Source organism: Bacillus sp. 204(2023) (assembly GCF_037027505.1).
Classification (GTDB): Bacteria; Bacillota; Bacilli; order Bacillales; family Bacillaceae; genus Bacillus; species Bacillus subtilis.
In genome coordinates, this window is sequence record NZ_JAXCHE010000001.1 from 538827 (window position 1) to 557639 (window position 18813).

20 protein-coding genes are annotated in these 18813 nt (G+C 44.0%); 13 read left to right on the forward strand and 7 right to left on the reverse strand.

Annotated elements, in window-relative coordinates:
- Positions 1-32 precede the first annotated feature (32 nt).
- From artP to WA279_RS02950, 5 genes are all read left to right on the forward strand, one after another.
- Entirely contained in the window at positions 33-800 is a 768-nt protein-coding gene (gene artP / locus WA279_RS02930) for an arginine ABC transporter substrate-binding protein ArtP (RefSeq protein WP_251187969.1), read from the forward strand.
- Positions 801-879: 79 nt separating this feature from the next.
- Positions 880-1539: an arginine ABC transporter permease ArtQ gene (gene artQ / locus WA279_RS02935; RefSeq protein WP_003230340.1), complete on the forward strand. Its 660-nt coding sequence runs from the start codon at positions 880-882 to the stop codon at positions 1537-1539.
- Positions 1532-2254 (forward strand): arginine ABC transporter ATP-binding protein ArtR, encoded by a 723-nt coding sequence (artR, locus tag WA279_RS02940; protein WP_004398740.1) that lies wholly within the window; start codon positions 1532-1534, stop codon positions 2252-2254. The genes artQ and artR overlap by 8 nt, the downstream gene beginning before the upstream one ends.
- Before the next feature lie 70 nt (positions 2255-2324).
- Positions 2325-3293: an aromatic acid exporter family protein gene (locus tag WA279_RS02945; RefSeq protein ID WP_014480207.1), complete on the forward strand. Its 969-nt coding sequence runs from the start codon at positions 2325-2327 to the stop codon at positions 3291-3293.
- 51 nt (positions 3294-3344) lie between these two features.
- Positions 3345-3875 carry a L,D-transpeptidase gene (locus tag WA279_RS02950; RefSeq protein WP_336154206.1) on the forward strand — a complete coding sequence of 177 codons (531 nt, stop codon included), beginning with the start codon at positions 3345-3347 and terminating at the stop codon, positions 3873-3875.
- Positions 3876-3894: 19 nt separating this feature from the next.
- On the opposite strand, the gene prli42 is transcribed toward WA279_RS02950, so the two are convergent.
- The gene (gene prli42 / locus WA279_RS02955) at positions 3895-3987 is read right to left on the reverse strand and encodes a stressosome-associated protein Prli42 (protein ID WP_003226489.1); all 93 of its coding nucleotides are present in this window, start codon (positions 3985-3987) and stop codon (positions 3895-3897) included.
- Positions 3988-4076: 89 nt separating this feature from the next.
- Here prli42 and mce point away from each other — a divergent pair, with 89 nt between their 5' ends.
- From mce to WA279_RS02970, 3 genes are read left to right on the forward strand one after another with little or no spacing between them, the layout of a single operon-like run.
- Positions 4077-4499 carry a methylmalonyl-CoA epimerase gene (mce, locus tag WA279_RS02960; protein WP_336154208.1) on the forward strand — a complete coding sequence of 141 codons (423 nt, stop codon included), beginning with the start codon at positions 4077-4079 and terminating at the stop codon, positions 4497-4499.
- Positions 4492-6015 (forward strand): acyl-CoA carboxylase subunit beta, encoded by a 1524-nt coding sequence (locus WA279_RS02965; protein ID WP_336154408.1) that lies wholly within the window; start codon positions 4492-4494, stop codon positions 6013-6015. The genes mce and WA279_RS02965 overlap by 8 nt, the downstream gene beginning before the upstream one ends.
- Positions 6016-6032: 17 nt before the next feature.
- Entirely contained in the window at positions 6033-7148 is a 1116-nt protein-coding gene (locus tag WA279_RS02970) for a tripeptidase T (RefSeq protein ID WP_336154210.1), read from the forward strand.
- Between the two features lie 40 nt (positions 7149-7188).
- On the opposite strand, the gene WA279_RS02975 is transcribed toward WA279_RS02970, so the two are convergent.
- The 3 genes from WA279_RS02975 to mifM form a co-directional block, all read right to left on the reverse strand.
- On the reverse strand, positions 7189-7917 hold the full coding sequence (locus WA279_RS02975) for a YqjF family protein (RefSeq protein WP_336154410.1): 729 nt from the start codon (positions 7915-7917) through the stop codon (positions 7189-7191).
- Between the two features lie 181 nt (positions 7918-8098).
- The gene (locus WA279_RS02980; RefSeq protein WP_336154212.1) at positions 8099-8926 is read right to left on the reverse strand and encodes a membrane protein insertase YidC; all 828 of its coding nucleotides are present in this window, start codon (positions 8924-8926) and stop codon (positions 8099-8101) included.
- 30 nt (positions 8927-8956) lie between these two features.
- Positions 8957-9244 (reverse strand): membrane protein insertion/folding monitor MifM, encoded by a 288-nt coding sequence (mifM, locus tag WA279_RS02985; RefSeq protein ID WP_010886563.1) that lies wholly within the window; start codon positions 9242-9244, stop codon positions 8957-8959.
- Between the two features lie 72 nt (positions 9245-9316).
- Between mifM and WA279_RS02990 the strand changes: the two genes are divergently transcribed.
- The gene (locus tag WA279_RS02990) at positions 9317-10561 is read left to right on the forward strand and encodes a DNA polymerase IV (protein WP_336154214.1); all 1245 of its coding nucleotides are present in this window, start codon (positions 9317-9319) and stop codon (positions 10559-10561) included.
- 109 nt (positions 10562-10670) lie between these two features.
- Positions 10671-12080, forward strand: a complete 1410-nt coding sequence (gndA, locus tag WA279_RS02995) for an NADP-dependent phosphogluconate dehydrogenase (RefSeq protein ID WP_336154216.1) — start codon at positions 10671-10673, stop codon at positions 12078-12080.
- Positions 12081-12199: 119 nt separating this feature from the next.
- Here gndA and zwf read toward each other — a convergent pair whose 3' ends face one another.
- Positions 12200-13669, reverse strand: a complete 1470-nt coding sequence (zwf, locus tag WA279_RS03000; protein ID WP_336154218.1) for a glucose-6-phosphate dehydrogenase — start codon at positions 13667-13669, stop codon at positions 12200-12202.
- 226 nt (positions 13670-13895) lie between these two features.
- Between zwf and rnz the strand changes: the two genes are divergently transcribed.
- Positions 13896-14819, forward strand: a complete 924-nt coding sequence (rnz, locus tag WA279_RS03005; protein WP_336154219.1) for a ribonuclease Z — start codon at positions 13896-13898, stop codon at positions 14817-14819.
- An 81-nt stretch (positions 14820-14900) separates the two neighbouring features.
- Positions 14901-15050 carry a 50S ribosomal protein L33 gene (gene rpmG / locus WA279_RS03010; protein ID WP_003226511.1) on the forward strand — a complete coding sequence of 50 codons (150 nt, stop codon included), beginning with the start codon at positions 14901-14903 and terminating at the stop codon, positions 15048-15050.
- 43 nt (positions 15051-15093) lie between these two features.
- Here rpmG and WA279_RS03015 read toward each other — a convergent pair whose 3' ends face one another.
- Together WA279_RS03015 and namA are read right to left on the reverse strand one after the other, a co-directional pair.
- Positions 15094-15855: an alpha/beta fold hydrolase gene (locus WA279_RS03015; protein WP_336154221.1), complete on the reverse strand. Its 762-nt coding sequence runs from the start codon at positions 15853-15855 to the stop codon at positions 15094-15096.
- Positions 15856-15964: 109 nt separating this feature from the next.
- Entirely contained in the window at positions 15965-16981 is a 1017-nt protein-coding gene (namA, locus tag WA279_RS03020) for an NADPH dehydrogenase NamA (protein ID WP_003230377.1), read from the reverse strand.
- A 171-nt stretch (positions 16982-17152) separates the two neighbouring features.
- On the opposite strand from namA, the gene WA279_RS03025 reads away from it, so the two are divergent.
- Complete coding sequence (locus WA279_RS03025; protein WP_336154224.1) at positions 17153-18796, forward strand: M20/M25/M40 family metallo-hydrolase; 1644 nt, start codon at positions 17153-17155, stop codon at positions 18794-18796.
- The last annotated feature ends 17 nt before the right edge of the window (positions 18797-18813 follow it).

Here is an 18813-nt window from a genome sequence, read left to right on the forward strand (position 1 = left end):
ACCAAAAGTAATGAATACGGGGGAAATGGATCATGAAAAAATGGCTCTTATTACTTGTAGCTGCCTGCATCACCTTTGCATTAACTGCGTGCGGCTCAAGCAATTCAGGTTCAGAAAGCGGAAAGAAAAAATTAATTATGGGTACTTCGGCGGATTATAAACCGTTTGAATATAAAGAAGGCGATAATATTGTCGGCTTTGATGTGGAGCTGGCAAAAGCTCTGGCGAAGAAGGCTGGCTATGAAATTGAAGTGCAGGATATGGACTTCAACAGCTTAATTACAGCGCTTAAATCAAAACAGGTGGATATCGTTTTGTCAGGAATGACACCAACGCCTGAGCGTAAAAAACAAGTTGATTTTTCTGATGTGTATTACACAGCGAACCATATGATTGTCAGCAAAAAAGACAGCGGCATTCAATCTTTGAAAGACCTGAAAGGAAAAACAGTTGGCGTTCAGCTTGGCTCTATTCAGGAAGAGAAGGGGAAAGAGCTTTCTCCTGAATATGGTTTTAAAACAGAAGACCGCAACAGAATTTCTGATTTGGTGCAGGAAATCAAATCTGACCGCTTCGATGCCGCGATTATTGAAGACATTGTTGCAGAAGGGTATTTCAAATCAAATGATGACCTGCAAGGCTTTGTGATTCCTGATGCGAAAGCGGAAGAAGCCGGTTCAGCAATTGCTTTCAGAAAGGACAGTGAACTGACAGACAAATTCAATAAAGCGCTCAAGGAAATGGAAGATAACGGAGAGCTTGAGAAATTGAAGAAAAAATGGTTCACTGGCGAGAAGTAAAAAAAGCGGCTCAACTTTTTCGTTGAGCCTTTTTATTGAATAGGAAACTTTTTTCCTGTAAGAAAAGGAGACAAAGGCTATGAATTTGGATTTTTCAGCAACGATCCCCCAAATTCCTTTTATATTAGAAGGCTTGGCAATTACATTAAAAATTGTTGTTGTATCTGCTATTATCGGACTTATACTCGGTATTGTGCTAAGCTTATGCAAGATCAGCACATTCCGCCCGTTTATCTGGATCGCTGATTTTTATACATCAGTGTTCCGAGGCACGCCTTTAGTGCTGCAGCTTATGATTGTCTATTTTGGCCTTCCTCAGCTGCTCGGATTTCAAATTGACCAGTTTTGGGCTGCGGTTGTCGCATTGTCTTTGAATTCCGCCGCTTATGTATCGGAAATTATCAGAGCCGGAATCAATGCCATTGATAAAGGGCAAAAAGAAGCTGCTGTTGCACTCGGTGTCCCGTATGGAAAAATGATGAAGGATCTGCTGCTGCCGCAGGCCTTCAAAAATATATCACCTGCAATTGTGAATGAATTAATTACGTTAACAAAAGAATCGGCGATCGTCACCGTCATCGGGCTTGGTGATGTCATGAGACGCGCATATCAAGCTGGCGCCGCCACTTACAATTACCTTGAGCCGCTCATTATCGCGGGATTGATTTATTATGTGCTTGTCCTGATTTTAACGTTTATCGGCAAGGCTGTAGAAAGGAAGCTGAAATCCAATGATTAAGGTTGAAAAGCTGTCAAAATCATTTGGGAAACACGAAGTATTAAAAAACATTTCAACAACAATCGCTGAGGGTGAGGTTGTTGCCGTGATCGGTCCTTCAGGCTCAGGCAAATCTACGTTCTTACGCTGTTTAAACCTGTTGGAAAAGCCTAACGGCGGAACCATTACAATAAAAGACACAGAGATTACGAAGCCAAAAACCAACACATTAAAGGTCCGGGAAAACATCGGGATGGTTTTTCAGCATTTTCATCTCTTTCCGCACAAAACGGTTCTCGAAAACATCATGTACGCGCCTGTCAATGTAAAAAAAGAATCAAAACAGGCTGCACAGGAGAAAGCTGAGGACCTGCTCCGCAAAGTCGGTTTGTTTGAAAAGCGAAATGACTATCCAAACCGTTTGTCTGGCGGACAAAAACAGCGTGTCGCGATTGCCAGGGCTCTTGCGATGAATCCGGACATCATGCTGTTTGACGAGCCGACCTCCGCCCTTGATCCAGAGATGGTCAAAGAAGTGCTACAGGTGATGAAAGAGCTGGTCGAAACCGGCATGACCATGGTGATTGTCACACATGAAATGGGCTTCGCAAAAGAAGTGGCAGACCGTGTGCTGTTTATGGACCAAGGAATGATTGTCGAAGACGGCAATCCGAAGGAATTTTTTATGTCGCCAAAATCCAAAAGAGCGCAGGACTTTTTAGAGAAAATATTATAGAATATAAAAAAGAAGAAGGCTGGCCGCCTCTTCTTTTTTATTGAAGAAACAAATAGAAATGGAGTCCGACATGTTTAAAATTGGTTACCGCACAATAAAGACCGCGCTTGGAACAGCTTTGGCTATTTATATAAGCCAGTTATTGCATTTGCAAAACTTCGCATCAGCAGGAATCATCACCATTTTGTGCATACAAATCACACAAAAACGGTCGCTTCAGGCCTCATGGGCCCGCTTTGCGGCATGCTGTCTGGCAATTGTTTTTTCTTATCTCTTTTTCGAGCTTATTGGCTACCACCCGTTTGTGATCGGAGCGCTTCTTTTGATATTCATTCCGATAACGGTTCTGTTAAAAATTAACGAGGGTATCGTCACCAGTTCCGTTATTATCCTTCATTTATACATGTCCGGCGGCATTACGCTTGCTTTCATCTGGAATGAAGTTCAGCTGATTACGGTTGGCATCGGCGTCGCTCTATTGATGAACTTGTATATGCCTAGTCTTGACCGGAAACTGATTGCCTACCGCAAAAAGATAGAGGATAACTTTGCTGTCATTTTTGCAGAAATCGAACGGTATTTGTTAACTGGTGAGCAAGATTGGTCAGGAAAAGAAATTCCGGAAACGCACCAGCTCATTACGGAGGCTAAAAACCTGGCATATCGAGATGTGCAAAACCACATTTTGCGTTATGAAAATCTGCATTATCATTATTTTAAAATGAGAGAAAAGCAATTTGAAATTATCGAACGCCTTCTCCCTAAAGTGACATCGATCTCCATTACGGTAGATCAGGGAAAAATGATCGCTGAATTTATTCATGATTTGCGGGAGGCGATACACCCTGGGAATACGGCGTACAAATTTCTGAAAAGACTTGCTGACATGAGAAAAGAATTTGAGGAGATGCCGCTTCCTGCGACTAGAGAGGAATTTGAAGCGAGGGCCGCTCTCTTCCATCTTCTCGGCGAAATGGAACAATATTTAGTGATTAAAAGTTATTTTAAAGGAATAAAAGCGCAAAAATCACTCGGATGATTCGCATGAGCTCTTCCTTCATTGGTCAACCTAATGAAAAAGGAGGAGCTTATGCGTTTTTTCTTATGTTCGATTTTTATGATGATTTCACCGATTTGGCCGCTCGGCGAAAATCCGCTGCCGGGTGATCCATATGTTATTGTCAACAAGCAAACAAATGAACTTGCTGTTATCCTCGACAACAAAGTAGAAGGCGTGTATAGTGTGGCGACTGGAAAAACAGATGATTTGACGCCTGAAGGAGAGTTTTCGGTAACGGTAAAAGCGGAAAATCCTTACTACAGAAAGAAAAATATTGAAGGGGGATCTCCTGATAACCCGCTTGGGGCAAGATGGATCGGATTTGACGCGAAAGGAACGGACGGGCGGATTTATGGAATTCATGGGACAAACCGAGAGGAATCAGTAGGGAAATTTGTGTCTAACGGCTGTATACGTATGCATAACGATGAGGTTGTTCATTTGTTTCAAACGATACCAGTAGGAACGAGAGTGCTGATCACGGACGACAACCGCTCTTTTGAGGATATTGCCATCGAGCATAAAGCTCTGATAAAAAAGCAGGATATTCCCAATGAATAAGGCGCCTGCTTTTTTATCGTTATAAAAACATGACGATTCCTGAGAGTACAGTTGAAAGAATAAAAACTCCCAAAATCACGATCAAAACGCTTTTCATCAGTTTTTGAGACATGATTTTCACTCCTTAAACAATCTGTCTATATTTTAGCGTGTTTTGAATGGGCGGACAAGCGAAATCTATTAGCGAAAGCAGGGATGCAAATGAACAGGCTTGACCATATCGGGATAGCCGTTTTTTCGATAAAAGATGCTAGAAGCTTTTATGAAAATGTATTGGGGCTTGCATTTCTTCATCAAGAAACGGTTAAAGAGCAAAAGGTGAATGTTGCTTTTTTTCAAGCTGGTGGCGTCAAACTTGAGCTGATAGAGCCGTTGACAGCTGACAGCCCCGTCCGTTTATTTTTGGAGAAGAAAGGGCAGGGACTGCATCATATTGCGTTTTTGTGCAACGGCCTATCTGAACAGCTTCAAGCATTGTCTGACCGGCATGTTCAATTGATTGACAGGTACCCAAGACAGGGAGCGAACGGGAAAAAGATTGCGTTTATTTCCCCTCGGGAAACAAACGGTGTTCTTGTAGAGCTTTGTGAACCGAAAGGAGACCAACTCAATGAACATGAATGAGCACATGGATCATTTATACACGAAACGCAAGCAGGCAGAAGAAGGCGGAGGACAGGAAAAGCTGGCTCAGCAGCGGCAAAAGGGCAAGCTCACTGCTCGGGAAAGGATCATATTTCTTCTAGATCAGGACAGCTTTATCGAATTACATCCCTTCATGGAAAGTCAAGTGCTAACAAGAGAACAGCGCATGTTAGGGGATGGGGTCGTGACAGGGTACGGCACAATTGACGGCCGCTCAGTTTATGTATTTGCGCAAGACTTCACAGTGTTCGGAGGGGCGCTTGGCGAAACCCATGCCAGGAAAATCTGCGCTTTGATGGATCTGGCAGCAAAAAATAAGGCGCCGATTATCGGGCTGAATGACTCAGGTGGTGCGAGAATTCAAGAGGGTGTGGTATCATTAGATGGATACGGTCACATATTTTACCGAAACGTCTTATATTCCGGAGTCATTCCGCAAATATCGGTTATTTTAGGGCCGTGCGCTGGAGGCGCTGTATATTCTCCGGCACTCACAGATTTTATATTTATGGCTGAACAGACCGGCCGGATGTTTATTACCGGCCCGAAGGTGATTGAAAAAGTGACAGGGGAACAGGTTGATGCGGAGAGCTTAGGCGGAGCGGGGATACATAATGCCGTCAGCGGAAACGCCCACTTTTCCGGGCATACGGAAAAGGAGGTTCTGACAGGGGTGAGAAAACTGCTGTCTTATTTGCCGCTGAATGGCCGGACAACAGAGCCGAAGCCAGAGAAAGAGGCGTCCAGACCATTATTAAACCATCTTGTCCCTGCTGATACGACAAAGCCTTATGATGTTCGGAAGGTGATCAGGGAGCTGGCTGACCCGCAGTCTTTTTTTGAGATTCAGCCATTTTTTGCGAAGAACATTGTCATTGGGTTTGCAAGGCTGGGTGAAAAAGCAATCGGCATCGTGGCGAGCCAGCCGAAGCATCTGGCGGGAAGCCTGACGATTGACGCTGCTGATAAAGCAGCAAGGTTCATCCGTTTTTGTGACGCATTTGATATCCCGCTATTGACTGTCGAAGATGTCCCGGGGTTTCTGCCGGGTATTCAGCAAGAGCACAATGGAATCATCAGACATGGAGCAAAATTATTGTTTGCTTATGCTGAAGCGACTGTCCCAAAAGTCACACTCATCATTAGAAAAGCGTACGGCGGCGCCTATGTGGCCATGAACAGCAAAGCGATCGGAGCAGACCTTGTGTTTGCATGGCCGAATGCTGAAATCGCAGTGATGGGTCCAGAAGGTGCGGCATCGATTTTGTATGAAAAGGAAATCAAAGCTTCAGCTGACCCGCAAAAGACGAAACGCGAAAAAACAGCTGAATACAAAAAGCAAAACGCCGGCCCATACAAAGCGGCAGCTTGTGGAATGGTCGATGACATCATTTTGCCGGAAGAATCAAGGGGAAAACTGATTCAAGCTTTTCATATGCTTGCACATAAGACAGAAGAGAGACCGAAAAAAAAGCACGGTAACATACCGCTTTAATATGGAGGGACTTACAAATGGTGAATGAAAAACGCCTGCTGGAAGAATTTTTAGAGCTTGTCCAAATTGACTCAGAAACAAAGCACGAAGCTGAAATCTGCAAAGTGCTGAAACGAAAATTTTCTGATTTAGGTGTGGACGTTAAAGAAGACGATACAATGGATATCACGGGCCACGGAGCCGGTAACCTGATTTGCACGCTAAAAGGGACAAAACAAACAGATACGATCTATTTTACATCTCATATGGACACAGTTGTACCCGGAAACGGCGTAAAACCAGTTGTAGAGAACGGTTACGTCAAAACTGACGGCACGACGATTTTAGGCGCTGATGATAAAGCGGGATTGGCTGCAATGTTTGAGGCGATTAAGGTGCTGAAAGAAGAAAACATTGAACACGGCACGATTGAATTCATCATCACAGTAGGGGAAGAATCGGGTCTGATCGGAGCGAAGGCTCTTGACCGTTCTATGATCACTGCATCCTACGGCTATGCTCTTGATTCAGACGGAAAAGTCGGAAATATTATTGTGGCCGCGCCGACACAGGCGAAGGTAAGAGCGGCAATTTTCGGGAAAACCGCGCACGCCGGGGTTGAACCTGAAAAAGGCATTTCAGCGATTACAATCGCTAGCAAATCCATTTCAAAAATGCCATTGGGCCGTATCGATGAAGAAACAACAGCTAATATCGGCCGGTTTGAAGGCGGCACACAAACAAACATTGTGTGCGACGAAGTTCATATTCTTGCTGAAGCGCGCTCTTTAGTTCCTGAGAAAATGGAAGCTCAGGTTCAAAAAATGAAAGCTGCTTTTGAAGAGGCCGCAGCTGATATGGGCGGACGCGCAGAAGTCGAAATTGAGGTTATGTATCCGGGCTTTAAATATCAAGACGGCGACCAAGTTGTTGAAATCGCGAAAAAAGCGGCTGCTAAAATCGGACGTCCAAGCGAGCTGCAAACGAGCGGCGGCGGAAGCGACGCGAACGTAATCGCTGGTCATGGCATCCCGACGGTCAATCTTGCTGTCGGTTATGAGCAAATTCATACTAAAAATGAAAAAATGCCGGTCGAAGAGCTCGTTAAAACGGCAGAAATGGTTGTTGCCATTATTGAAGAGGCAGCAAAATAAAAAAAGAAAACCCGAGTGCTATTTCCCGCATCGGGTTTTTTTAGCTCCATTTCCTAAGCGGCCAAAATAACACATCCTGTTTTTTAGCGTAATGAAGCAAGGGGTCTGACTCTGGCAATGTAATGCCGTGAGCATCAGTCACCGTATTGACTGAAATTTCCGCTTCGGCGTTTTGCAACAGCCATGGATGATGATGGATGTCTTCGTAATAGAGTTTGTTTTGATTGGTAGTATAGAGCCTGTATCGTTCTGTCAGCCAGTAATCGAGCGAATACTTTTCTGCTGTAAAAGGCGCTGAAATGGGTCGGTATGCGGCGCGGAATACTGCTTCTTTGTCATTTTTCCGCTTGCTGACATAGTCAATGCGATCACCGTTTTTTTTGGCTTTCATATCCGCATAAAAATAAGGCAGATGAAAGAATGTGCGAGCGCCAAGGACGGCCAGCCGATGATCGGCATCTAAGCTAAAAAAATAAATGCCGGGCTTGCCTTTATACGTGACATAGGTGCGGAGGTTAAGCTCAGGAAATGCACGCGCACCGGGAATGGCAGGAAGATAACGCGCCCTCAGGTTCGTGAGCATAAAGGGAAGCATGCTGATCCAAGCTTGCCCGTTATATGTATCTAATTCTAAAACGGACGGTACCAAAGCGCGAAGGATAGAAACTTCAACAGGCCAGTGAGCAAATAAGACATCATTCCAGGTTTGTCTCATGATCCAGATTCCTTCAGGTACAGAAATGTTTTTTTGCTGAAAGTGTTCCGTCAACGTATATGCTCCTTTCGTTTGGAGATGAGTAAAGGTATTCCCTATTTCCTTCTTTTTAAACGATACGGCTATTTTTTGGATGGCCATTTCTGCTTCAGCCATGATAAACAAGACTGTTTGACGCGGTATGCTTTGCAAGTAACAAAAAAACAACCCCGGCTTTTCGCGCGGGGTTGCTTTTTTATTTCACCGGCTCAGTAAGAGCGGCTGTTTTTTTACTTTTATGATGCGTCATCTGAAGGACGATGTTTTGCACTGTCAAAAACAGTCCGCTTGTAAACCAGTACAGCGGGAGGGCTGCCGGCACATTAAGCGAGAAAATCGTCATCATCACAGGGAAGATGAACACCATCAATTTTGCGGATTGCTGTGCCGCTTGGTTTTGCGGGACAGCGGAATATTTCGCGCTCAGTTTTTGAGCGACATAGGCCTGGATAAAGTACATTGCTCCCGCACTAAGAGACACGAGAATGTCAGATTGTCCTAAACTGAACCATAAAAACGAGTGTGACGCAATTTCAGGTGTAGAGCGAATCGCGTAATAAAACCCAATCACAATAGGAAACTGAATCAGCATTGGGAGACATCCCATAGCAAGCGGATTGATGTTGTTCTCTTGATACAGCTTCATCATTTCCATTTGCAGTTCTTTTTGTTTTTCAGGGTCCTTCGTTTTTTTCAATTTGGCCTGAATGCTGTCAACCTGAGGTTTAATAACGGCCATTTTCTCTTGGAACACGCGCTGTTTTTTGAACTGATTAACAAACAAAGGCAGTACAACCATACGCACAATAATGGTTACGAGGATAATAGAGAGTCCGTATTCTCCGTGAAACAGCCCGGCAACACCCTTAAGCAGCGCGGAAAACGGTTCGATTAAATAATCGTGGAAAAAACCTACGTTGCTGAGGCCTCCCACCTGATTAGTCGCTGCAAATGCAGCATTGCCCGAGCATAATACGATCAAAAAGATACCCATAGCCAAAAGTTTTTGATATGTTTTTAACAATTTTGTTCTCCTCCTTTTTATAAATGCGGTTTATAAAAGAAGAGAACCGGCGTCTTCCTCATCGTTCACAGGCGAATTCATGCGGAAGACTTTACGTATCCAAGTTGTAATGCGATGATATATAATAATAAGAAAGTCTGTTCGGTTAATGTGAAAGACCGTCTGATGTTCATCTGTTCGTTTTGATTTCCATTGCTCGCCCGCACGGCACTCCCGTAAGAGAAATGCAATCCCGATTGCCGTCAGAGCAGGAAGAATAATTGTGAAAAAATCGACTAAGAATAAAACGTCATTTATCGATTCCACAAACATTGTCACCACATCCATTCAATACCTTCATTTTACTATATGTACAAGCTGTTGTCTAATGAACGAAAAGGAGATTTGTTTATGCCGGGAAAGAGCCGAATTATTTTCCATATTGATATGAATAGCTTTTATGCGTCGGTTGAAATGGCATATGATCCGGCTCTCCGGGGAAAGCCGGTCGCAGTTGCCGGAAACGTAAAGGAGCGAAAGGGCATCGTGGTAACATGCAGCTACGAAGCAAGAGCGCGCGGCGTCAAAACAACGATGCCGGTTTGGCAAGCGAAGCGCCATTGTCCTGAGCTCATCGTTCTTCCGCCGAACTTTGACCGCTATAGAAACTCTTCACGAGCGATGTTTACCATTCTTCGTGAATATACTGACCTAGTGGAGCCTGTCTCCATCGACGAAGGCTATATGGACATGACCGATACACCATACAGCAGCCGGGCGCTGGAGACGGCAAAAGAAATCCAAAGCAGGCTGCAAAAAGAGCTGCTGCTCCCGTCAAGCATAGGGATCGCGCCGAATAAATTTCTCGCTAAGATGGCGTCTGATATGAAAAAACCGCTTGGAATCACGATTTTAAGAAAGAGGCAAGTGCCTGATATCCTGTGGCCGCTTCCTGTTGGAGAGATGCACGGAGTCGGCAAAAAGACAGCGGAAAAACTGAAGGGACTCGGCATCCATACAATCGGAGAGCTAGCTGCAGCTGATGAACACTCGCTGAAGCGCCTGCTTGGCATCAACGGTCCGCGCCTTAAAAATAAAGCAAATGGCATTCACCATGCGCCGGTTGACCCGGAGCGCATTTACGAATTTAAAAGCGTCGGCAACTCATCGACACTTTCCCATGATTCCAGTGATGAAGAAGAGCTGTTAGGCGTCTTTAGAAAGCTTGCCGCTTCTGTGAGTGACCGTTTACAGCGCAAGGAAGTCATGGCTTCGAAGCTTTTTATTATGATTAGATATGCGGATTGGAAAACCATCACAAGAAGCACCACGTTGAGAAACCCGATTGATCAAAAAAATGACATTTTGAAAGAAGCGGAGCACCTCTTTTTTAAACATTGGAATAAAAATCCTGTCAGGCTGCTTGGCATTACCGGAACGGATTTAGTAGAAAAAGAGCAGGCCTATAAACAGCTCGATTTGTTCAGCTTTAATGAAGATGCGAAGGATGAGCCCATTCAGCAGATGATGGAAAAGCTGAATAAAAAGTACGGTACCAAACTGATCAGAAAAGGGGCAACGTTAAAAAAAGAGGAGAGCAGAACAAAGGGAACAAGCTTTAATAAAGATTTTTTTCAAGATGAAAAGAAAAGCTGAATCGCTTGAAAAAAAGGGTGAATGTATGGTAATTTCTTTATTATAAATATCATTTTATTTTAATTTAAATTTTAAAATGATTAAACGTTTGCAGAAGGGACGTTAGAATATGTCAAAACAACAAATCGGCGTTATCGGACTTGCGGTCATGGGTAAAAATCTGGCTTTAAATATCGAAAGCCGGGGATTTTCTGTTTCTGTTTACAACAGATCAAGCAGTAAAACTGAGGAGTTTTTACAGGAGGCAAAAGGAAAAAATGTTGTTGGCACATACAGCATTGAAGAATTTGTCCAATCCTTGGAAACACCGCGCAAAATCTTATTAATGGTTAAAGCGGGAACTGCAACAGATGCGACAATTCAATCTCTTCTTCCTCATCTAGAGAAGGATGATATTTTAATTGACGGCGGTAATACATACTATAAAGATACACAGCGCCGTAACAAAGAACTCGCTGAAAGCGGCATTCATTTTATCGGAACAGGCGTTTCCGGCGGAGAAGAAGGGGCACTTAAAGGACCTTCTATCATGCCTGGCGGACAAAAAGAAGCACATGAGCTTGTAAAACCGATTCTTGAAGCCATTTCTGCAAAAGTTGACGGAGAACTTTGTACGACATATATCGGTCCGGACGGCGCCGGCCATTACGTAAAAATGGTGCACAACGGAATTGAATACGGAGATATGCAGCTGATCTCTGAATCATATTTCATTCTGAAACAGGTGCTGGGCCTTTCTGCTGATGAGCTTCATGAAGTTTTCGCTGAATGGAATAAAGGTGAGCTTGACAGCTACTTGATTGAGATTACAGCTGACATCTTTACGAAAAAAGACGAAGAAACAGGCAAACCGCTTGTTGATGTGATTCTTGATAAAGCAGGCCAAAAAGGAACAGGAAAATGGACAAGCCAAAGCGCACTTGACTTAGGTGTTCCGCTTCCGATTATTACTGAATCTGTATTCGCGCGCTTTATCTCAGCTATGAAGGAAGAGCGTGTGAAAGCGAGCGGCCTTCTTTCAGGACCAGAAGTGAAGCCTGTTACAGAAAATAAAGAAGAGCTGATTGAAGCGGTCAGAAAAGCGTTGTTTATGAGTAAAATCTGCTCATACGCGCAAGGATTTGCCCAAATGAAAGCTGCTTCTGAAGAATACAACTGGGACCTGAAATATGGTGAAATCGCTATGATCTTCCGCGGTGGCTGCATCATTCGCGCGGCATTCCTTCAGAAGATCAAAGAAGCTTACGATCGCGAGCCTGAGCTTGACAACCTGCTTCTTGACAGCTATTTCAAGAATATTGTAGAAAGCTACCAAGGAGCGCTTCGCCAAGTGATTTCACTTGCAGTTGCTCAAGGTGTGCCGGTGCCATCGTTCTCAAGCGCATTAGCCTACTATGACAGCTACCGCACAGCCGTACTGCCTGCAAACTTAATCCAAGCACAGCGCGACTACTTTGGCGCTCATACTTATGAGCGTACTGACAAAGAAGGCATCTTCCATACTGAATGGATGAAGTAATCAATAGAAACCCCCGAAGCTTTAGAGCTTTGGGGGTTTTGTTATTAAAGAGAGTGCTATACCTTTGTGACAGCTGCAAAAAAGCCGAAAATGCTTACAAGCATTTTCGGCTTTTTTTCTTATATATTCCACCAGTGTAAGCCGTCTTTCGCCAAAAGATCATCAGATTCTTTCGGTCCCATTGAGCCTGATTCGTAGTTAGGAGATAAGGTTTTGTTTGCTGCCCATGTTTCAGAAATGGAGTCGACAAAGCTCCAAGAAAGGGCAACTTCATCCCAGTGTGCAAAGTTTGTTGCATCGCCAAGAAGACAGTCGTGAATTAGTTTTTCATATGCTTCAGGGGTGTTCAACTCGTCATTGCAATTGCTGCAATAATCGAGTTTGATTGGCTGTGCGTGTGCTGCTCCGCCAAGCTTTTTAGCATTTAAGTAAAGCGTAATGCCTTCGTCAGGCTGGATATGAATGACAAGCAAGTTTGGATTCATGTTGTTTTCATTGCCGTAGTACAGGTTCATCGGAATGTCCTTAAATTGAACGACAATTTTTGTGGACTTTTCTTTCATTCGTTTTCCGGTACGGATATAGAATGGAACACCAGCCCATCTGAAGTTGTCGATCAAGAGCTTGCCGGCAACAAAGGTTTCTGTATTGGAGTCAGGAGCGACATTATCTTCTTCTGTATAAGAAGGAACAGGCATACCGTCAATTTCACCGGCTTGATATTGTCCGCGCACAAAGTATTCATTCACTTCATCTTTTGCAATAGGGCGCAGTGCTCTCAGCACCTTCACTTTTTCGCTGCGGATTTCTTCTGTGTTCAATTTGATCGGCGGCTCCATTGCAAGGAGGGCAACCATCTGCATAATATGGTTTTGCACCATGTCGCGCAGGGCGCCTGATTTTTCGTAATATCTTGCACGGTCTTCTACGCCAAGTGATTCGCTAGACGTAATTTGAATGTTTGAGATGTAGCGGTTTGTCCAGAGCGGTTCGAAAATCGCATTGGCAAATCGAATCACTTCAATGTTCTGAACCATTTGTTTGCCTAGATAATGGTCGATTCTGTAAATTTGATCTTCCGTAAACGCTTCACGGATTTCTTTATTCAATGCCTGTGCGCTTGGCAGATCATGGCCGAACGGTTTTTCGATGACAAGGCGGGACCAGCCGGTTGTAGCTGTTACACCCTCTGATTTTAATGTTTTTGCAATCGTTCCGAAGAATTCAGGAGCCATTGCCAAGTAGAACATTCTGTTGTTAGGAATTTGATATGTATCTTCCAGCTGGTTAAGCAATACGTTAAGCTCTTGATAAGAGCCAGGGTTTGTCACGTCAAACGGGTGATAGTAAAAATGAGACGTGAAATCATCTATATGCTTATCTGCAGATGAGGAAATGGATGTTTTAACAGTTTGGCGAAGATCCTCATTAGACCAAGGTCTTCTTCCAACTCCTACCACTGCAAACTCTTCTCCGATTTGTCCGTTTTGATATAAACGGTGAATAGACGGATACAATTTTCGTTTTGCTAAATCTCCAGTTGCACCGAATATGACAATTACTGCTTTTGGTTGTTGGTTTGTTTTCACTAAAAGTACCTCACTTTATTCGAAGCTTTATTTTAGTACACCCCGTATATTTCCTTCATTTTAAATCTAAAATTCAACGAAAGCAAACATTTAAGCCCTTTTTTAAGCAGAATGCTGAAAAAATGTTTCTAGCACGAAAGGATTGTTCTTTTCAGAGGCAAGATTCACATTTTGCGCTTGATCCTGTATTCTTGTAGGTATCTGGTTCTAGTAGGAGGAAGGAAACGTGGAATTACTTTTTTTAGGGACGGGAGCCGGCATTCCCGCCAAGGCGAGAAATGTAACGTCGGTGGCATTAAAATTGCTTGAAGAAAGGCGTTCGGTATGGCTTTTTGACTGCGGGGAAGCCACACAGCATCAAATTTTACATACAACGATTAAACCTCGTAAAATAGAGAAAATCTTTATTACACACATGCACGGCGATCATGTATACGGACTTCCGGGGCTTCTGGGGAGCCGTTCCTTTCAAGGCGGAGAGGACGAGCTTACAGTGTACGGACCTAAAGGGATCAAGGCGTTTATTGAAACAAGCCTTGCCGTCACGAAGACCCATTTGACATATCCGCTTGCGATCCAGGAAATTGAAGAAGGAATCGTGTTTGAGGACGATCAGTTTATTGTCACAGCGGTATCTGTTATTCATGGAGTGGAAGCCTTCGGGTACCGTGTGCAGGAAAAAGACGTACTGGGTTCCTTGAAGGCTGATGTATTAAAAGAAATGAACATCCCGCCCGGACCTGTATATCAGAAAATCAAAAAAGGCGAAACGGTAACGCTTGAAGACGGACGAATTATCAATGGCAATGATTTTCTGGAGCCTCCTAAAAAGGGAAGATCTGTTGTGTTCTCCGGTGATACGAGAGTAAGTGACAAACTAAAAGAGCTTGCGAGGGATTGTGATGTGCTAGTTCATGAAGCAACCTTTGCTAAGGAAGACCGTAAACTTGCTTATGATTATTATCACAGTACAACGGAACAAGCGGCTGTAACAGCGAAAGAAGCAAGAGCGAAGCAGCTCATTTTAACCCATATCAGCGCAAGATATCAGGGAGATGCTTCTTTGGAGCTTCAAAAAGAAGCGGTTGACGTTTTCCCCAATAGCGTGGCGGCATATGATTTCTTAGAGGTAAACGTCCCGCGAGGCTGAAGGCGGAGCTCTTATTTGACAATTTGTGATGACGTTGTATAATAAAACGTAATCATTACGCTTTATAAGGAGATGTTAATCATGAGAGTAAATGTTACTTTAGCCTGCACTGAAACGGGAGACCGAAATTACATCACAACAAAAAATAAACGCACCAATCCAGACCGTTTAGAGCTGAAAAAATATTCACCGCGTTTAAAGAAATATACCCTTCACCGTGAAACAAAATAATATAAAAGACCGGGAATCCCTTACGGCCCGGTCTTTTTTTACGTTAATTGACTGCCTGGTAAAGAGGAGCGGCCTGCTGGCACGCTGCGCACCATACGTCATAAATAGCCAAGTGAACGATATGAGGTTCATCATGATGGATGTTGTGGGAGCTGTTTTTAGCTTGAATCCAGCCGCTTTGGTTAGATAGAGACAATATGCTGCTGTGCAAGTTTTGCCACTCCTGTTCAGCAGCGAATTTCTCAGTCCGTTCTCCTGATGACAACACAAGAAGAGGCATGTTTCCTAAGTGGACTTGCCGCTTTTTGAGCTCCTGCAGACTTTTTGAAAACTCTGCATGTGTGCCCTCAAGCATCATCTTCCTCGTATGTGATTTGTACATTTCTTCGGGTATAAAGGTAAAGCTGGCGCAATCACCTAAAGCTGGGTCAAGAAGGACCATGCCGATAATATCATACTTGTTTTTGCAGGCCCATAAACCGGTGATGACAGCTCCGTATGAGTGTGAAACAGCCAAATAAGGAGGTTTTACATCAGCTGCTTTAAGCAAACTCTCCAATTCTTTCACTTGTTGATCAGCTGTTCGTTTAGCTCTGCTTTGCCCGCTTTTTCCTATGCCTGCCCGATCATATGTGAAAATGCCAAATTCATCATCAATGTCCGCCATTAATGGTTTCCACGTCTCAGAAGAAGTACCATAGCCGGCCTCAAAGACAATCGTTACACCGCTTGATCCTTTCCGGTGCTGTGTATGAAATGCACATCCGTCAATTGTATATGTCTTTTCCATCCAAGCTGATTTCATTGGAGTCATCTCCTCTAATTGGTTCTACTAGGGAGACGGAGAACCTTAGCCGATCGTTTCTCTAAAAATAAAAAAAGAGATATCCTCTACAGGATATCTCTTATGGGCATTACCAGCCTCTTTCGTATTGAACAGGGGCCGGAATCTCTGTATTGAGCTGTTTCGCAGCAGTTCTTGCAAAGAATGGATCCCGCAAAAGCTCTCTGCCGATAAAGATGAGGTCGGCACGTCCGTTTTGCAGAATTTCTTCAGCCATTGAACCGTCTGTAATCATGCCGACGGCACCAGTAGCCATGTCCGCCTGTTCACGGATTTTCTCAGCGAAGCTGACTTGATAGCCAGGGAATACGTTAATGTCTGCGTGAACAAGGGCGCCTGAGCTGCAGTCAATTAAGTCAACACCCTGCTCCTTCATCCATTTTGCAAAACCGATGTGATCGGCAATGTCTAAGCCTTTATCAGTGTAGTCAGAAGCAGATACACGGACAAATAAAGGACCGTCCCATACTTGTTTGACTTCATCAATGATCTCTCTCAAGAAACGATAGCGGTTTTCAGGTGAGCCGCCGTATTCATCTGTGCGATGGTTGGAAAGCGGAGACAAAAATTCATGAATTAAATATCCGTGCGCCGCATGAATTTCAATCACATCAAAGCCGGCTTCTTTTGCGCGGGCAGCCGCTTGCTTGAACTCCTGGACCGTTTCTTTTACTTTTTCTGCTGACATTTCTACAGGTGTTGCTGATTGTTCGTCAAACGCAATCGCCGATGGAGCGAAGATATCTCCTTCAAGCTCAGCTTTACGTCCGGCATGGGCAAGCTGAATGCCGATTTTTGAACCTTGTTCTTTGACCTGCTCAGTCAGTTTGGCAAAGCCTTCAATATGCTCGTCGCTCCAAATGCCTAAGTCTTGGTCAGTGATTCGTCCTTGAGGGTTAACCGCTGACGCCTCTACAATAATCAGTCCGACCTGGCCGATTGCGCGCGATATGTAATGTGCCATGTGGAACGGTGTCAATTTTCCGTCCTTTTCATGAGAAGAATACATGCACATTGGCGACATGACAATGCGGTTTTTTAACGTCATATCTTTAATTGTAATAGGTGTAAATAATTTTCTGGCCATTTCTTTCGCCTCCCGTAAGGTTTTTAGAGATTGATTATATCAAGTCATTTCTTTCCCGTCATATAAACTGCTCAAAAGAACCGCTTTTGTCAAATATTTCTGTATAATAGACGAGAAATCAGTTTATTTTTCAGTATTGAAGCATTTTTATTCATAGGAGGGGCGGAATCAATGAATTGGCAGACGAAGGACGAATTGCTGGCACTTTTAACTTCTCTTGTGCAATACGAAAGCATCACCGGTTCAAAGGGCGAGGCAGCGCTTGCAGAGTATCTTTATTTTATTTTGAAGGACAAGCCCTATTTTCAAAAGCACCCTGATGATGTAACACTTCATCCGATGGACGATGGCAGATCTTTTCTTACGGCTCTAGTCAAAAAGAAGAATGTCAAAAAGACAGTGCTTCTGCTGAGTCATTTTGATGTCGTTGACATAGAAGATTACGGCGAATTTAAACATATGGCTTGCAAGCCTGCTGAGCTTTTGAGCTCCTTTTTAGAGAAAAAAGAGCTGCTCCCGGAACGTGTGAGAAGAGATGCCGAAAGCGGAGACTGGCTGTTCGGAAGAGGGACGATGGATATGAAAGCGGGGCTTTGTGTTCAACTGTCGATGCTGGAGAGGGCAATGAACGGACATTTTGAGGGCAATCTGCTGTTGATAACGGTTCCGGACGAGGAAGTGAATTCAAGAGGCATGATTGAAGCGGTTCCTGCATTGAAGGAAATGGAGAAAAAGCATGATATCACATTAACCGCTTGCCTGAATGCCGAACCGATGTTTGAAAAATTTCCCGGCGATCAGCAGCAATATTTTTATACAGGAAGCATTGGCAAGGTGCTTGCGGGTTTTTTCTGCAAGGGGATTGAGACACATGTTGGAGAGCCGTTTTCAGGCCTAAACGCGAATTTAATGGTATCTGAGATTAACCGTTTGCTTGAACTGAATGCTGATTATTGCGAAAAGGTTGATGGCGAGGTCACTCCGCCGCCGGTAAACTTAATGCAAAAGGACTTGAAAGAGGCATATTCAGTCCAGACACCGCATACAGCTGTCACATTATTTAATGTGCTGTCAATGAAACGCTCAGCTAGTGAGCTGCATCAGATGCTGCTTAAAACAGCAGAACAGGCGGCGGAGGAAATCATGTCGAACGTTCGGAAGAAAACACAGGATTTTCAACAATTTGAGCCATTTCAGCCGATTGAGCGGGACGTCACTGTTTTGACATTTGATGAGCTGGTCTCGCGTGCAAAAAAGCGTGCGGGGATCTCGGAAACAGAGCGGGCTCTAAATTATGCCTTTGCTAACAGGGGCGAGCTTGGAGACAGGGATTTTTCGACGAAAATTGTTTCTGAGCTTGCTTCGCTTTGTAAGGAGGATGCGCCGCTCATCGTTCTGTTTTATAGTCCGCCGCTTTATCCAGCTGTTTCTTCAAAGGATGATCAATTGATCAGAAATACAGCAGATCAGTTAAAGCATTATGCGGCTGAGCGATACGGCATTGCATTACGGGAGGTCCAGTACTTCCCCGGACTTTCGGACTTGAGTTATCTTCAGCTGGAAAAACAGGAGGTTGATGCATACACAAGCAATATGCCGCTCTTTAACAGAGGATATTCATTGCCAAACGGTAAAACTCAGGCTTTATATGTTCCGGTTTTAAATGTCGGTCCGGCTGGTAAAGACCCGCATAAATGGACGGAAAGATTGTATATGCCTTATTCCTTTGAAGTGCTTCCCGATTTGCTTTCATTTACAATCTCCGCGCTATTAAAGCAATCAGAGTCTGCCGGTCAGCTGTTGCGGGGAAAATAAAAAAACAGAAGGCACTG

Bases quoted from the DNA above. Each gene is read 5' to 3' on its own strand.
- artP (WP_251187969.1), top strand. From the start codon at position 33: ATGAAAAAATGGCTCTTATTACTTGTAGCTGCCTGCATCACCTTTGCA.
- artQ (WP_003230340.1), top strand. From the start codon at position 880: ATGAATTTGGATTTTTCAGCAACGATCCCCCAAATTCCTTTTATATTA.
- artR (WP_004398740.1), top strand. From the start codon at position 1,532: ATGATTAAGGTTGAAAAGCTGTCAAAATCATTTGGGAAACACGAAGTA.
- WA279_RS02945 (WP_014480207.1), top strand. From the start codon at position 2,325: ATGTTTAAAATTGGTTACCGCACAATAAAGACCGCGCTTGGAACAGCT.
- WA279_RS02950 (WP_336154206.1), top strand. From the start codon at position 3,345: ATGCGTTTTTTCTTATGTTCGATTTTTATGATGATTTCACCGATTTGG.
- prli42 (WP_003226489.1), bottom strand. From the start codon at position 3,987: ATGTCTCAAAAACTGATGAAAAGCGTTTTGATCGTGATTTTGGGAGTT.
- mce (WP_336154208.1), top strand. From the start codon at position 4,077: ATGAACAGGCTTGACCATATCGGGATAGCCGTTTTTTCGATAAAAGAT.
- WA279_RS02965 (WP_336154408.1), top strand. From the start codon at position 4,492: ATGAATGAGCACATGGATCATTTATACACGAAACGCAAGCAGGCAGAA.
- WA279_RS02970 (WP_336154210.1), top strand. From the start codon at position 6,033: ATGGTGAATGAAAAACGCCTGCTGGAAGAATTTTTAGAGCTTGTCCAA.
- WA279_RS02990 (WP_336154214.1), top strand. From the start codon at position 9,317: ATGCCGGGAAAGAGCCGAATTATTTTCCATATTGATATGAATAGCTTT.
- gndA (WP_336154216.1), top strand. From the start codon at position 10,671: ATGTCAAAACAACAAATCGGCGTTATCGGACTTGCGGTCATGGGTAAA.
- rpmG (WP_003226511.1), top strand. From the start codon at position 14,901: ATGAGAGTAAATGTTACTTTAGCCTGCACTGAAACGGGAGACCGAAAT.
- WA279_RS03015 (WP_336154221.1), bottom strand. From the start codon at position 15,855: ATGAAATCAGCTTGGATGGAAAAGACATATACAATTGACGGATGTGCA.
- namA (WP_003230377.1), bottom strand. From the start codon at position 16,981: ATGGCCAGAAAATTATTTACACCTATTACAATTAAAGATATGACGTTA.
- WA279_RS03025 (WP_336154224.1), top strand. From the start codon at position 17,153: ATGAATTGGCAGACGAAGGACGAATTGCTGGCACTTTTAACTTCTCTT.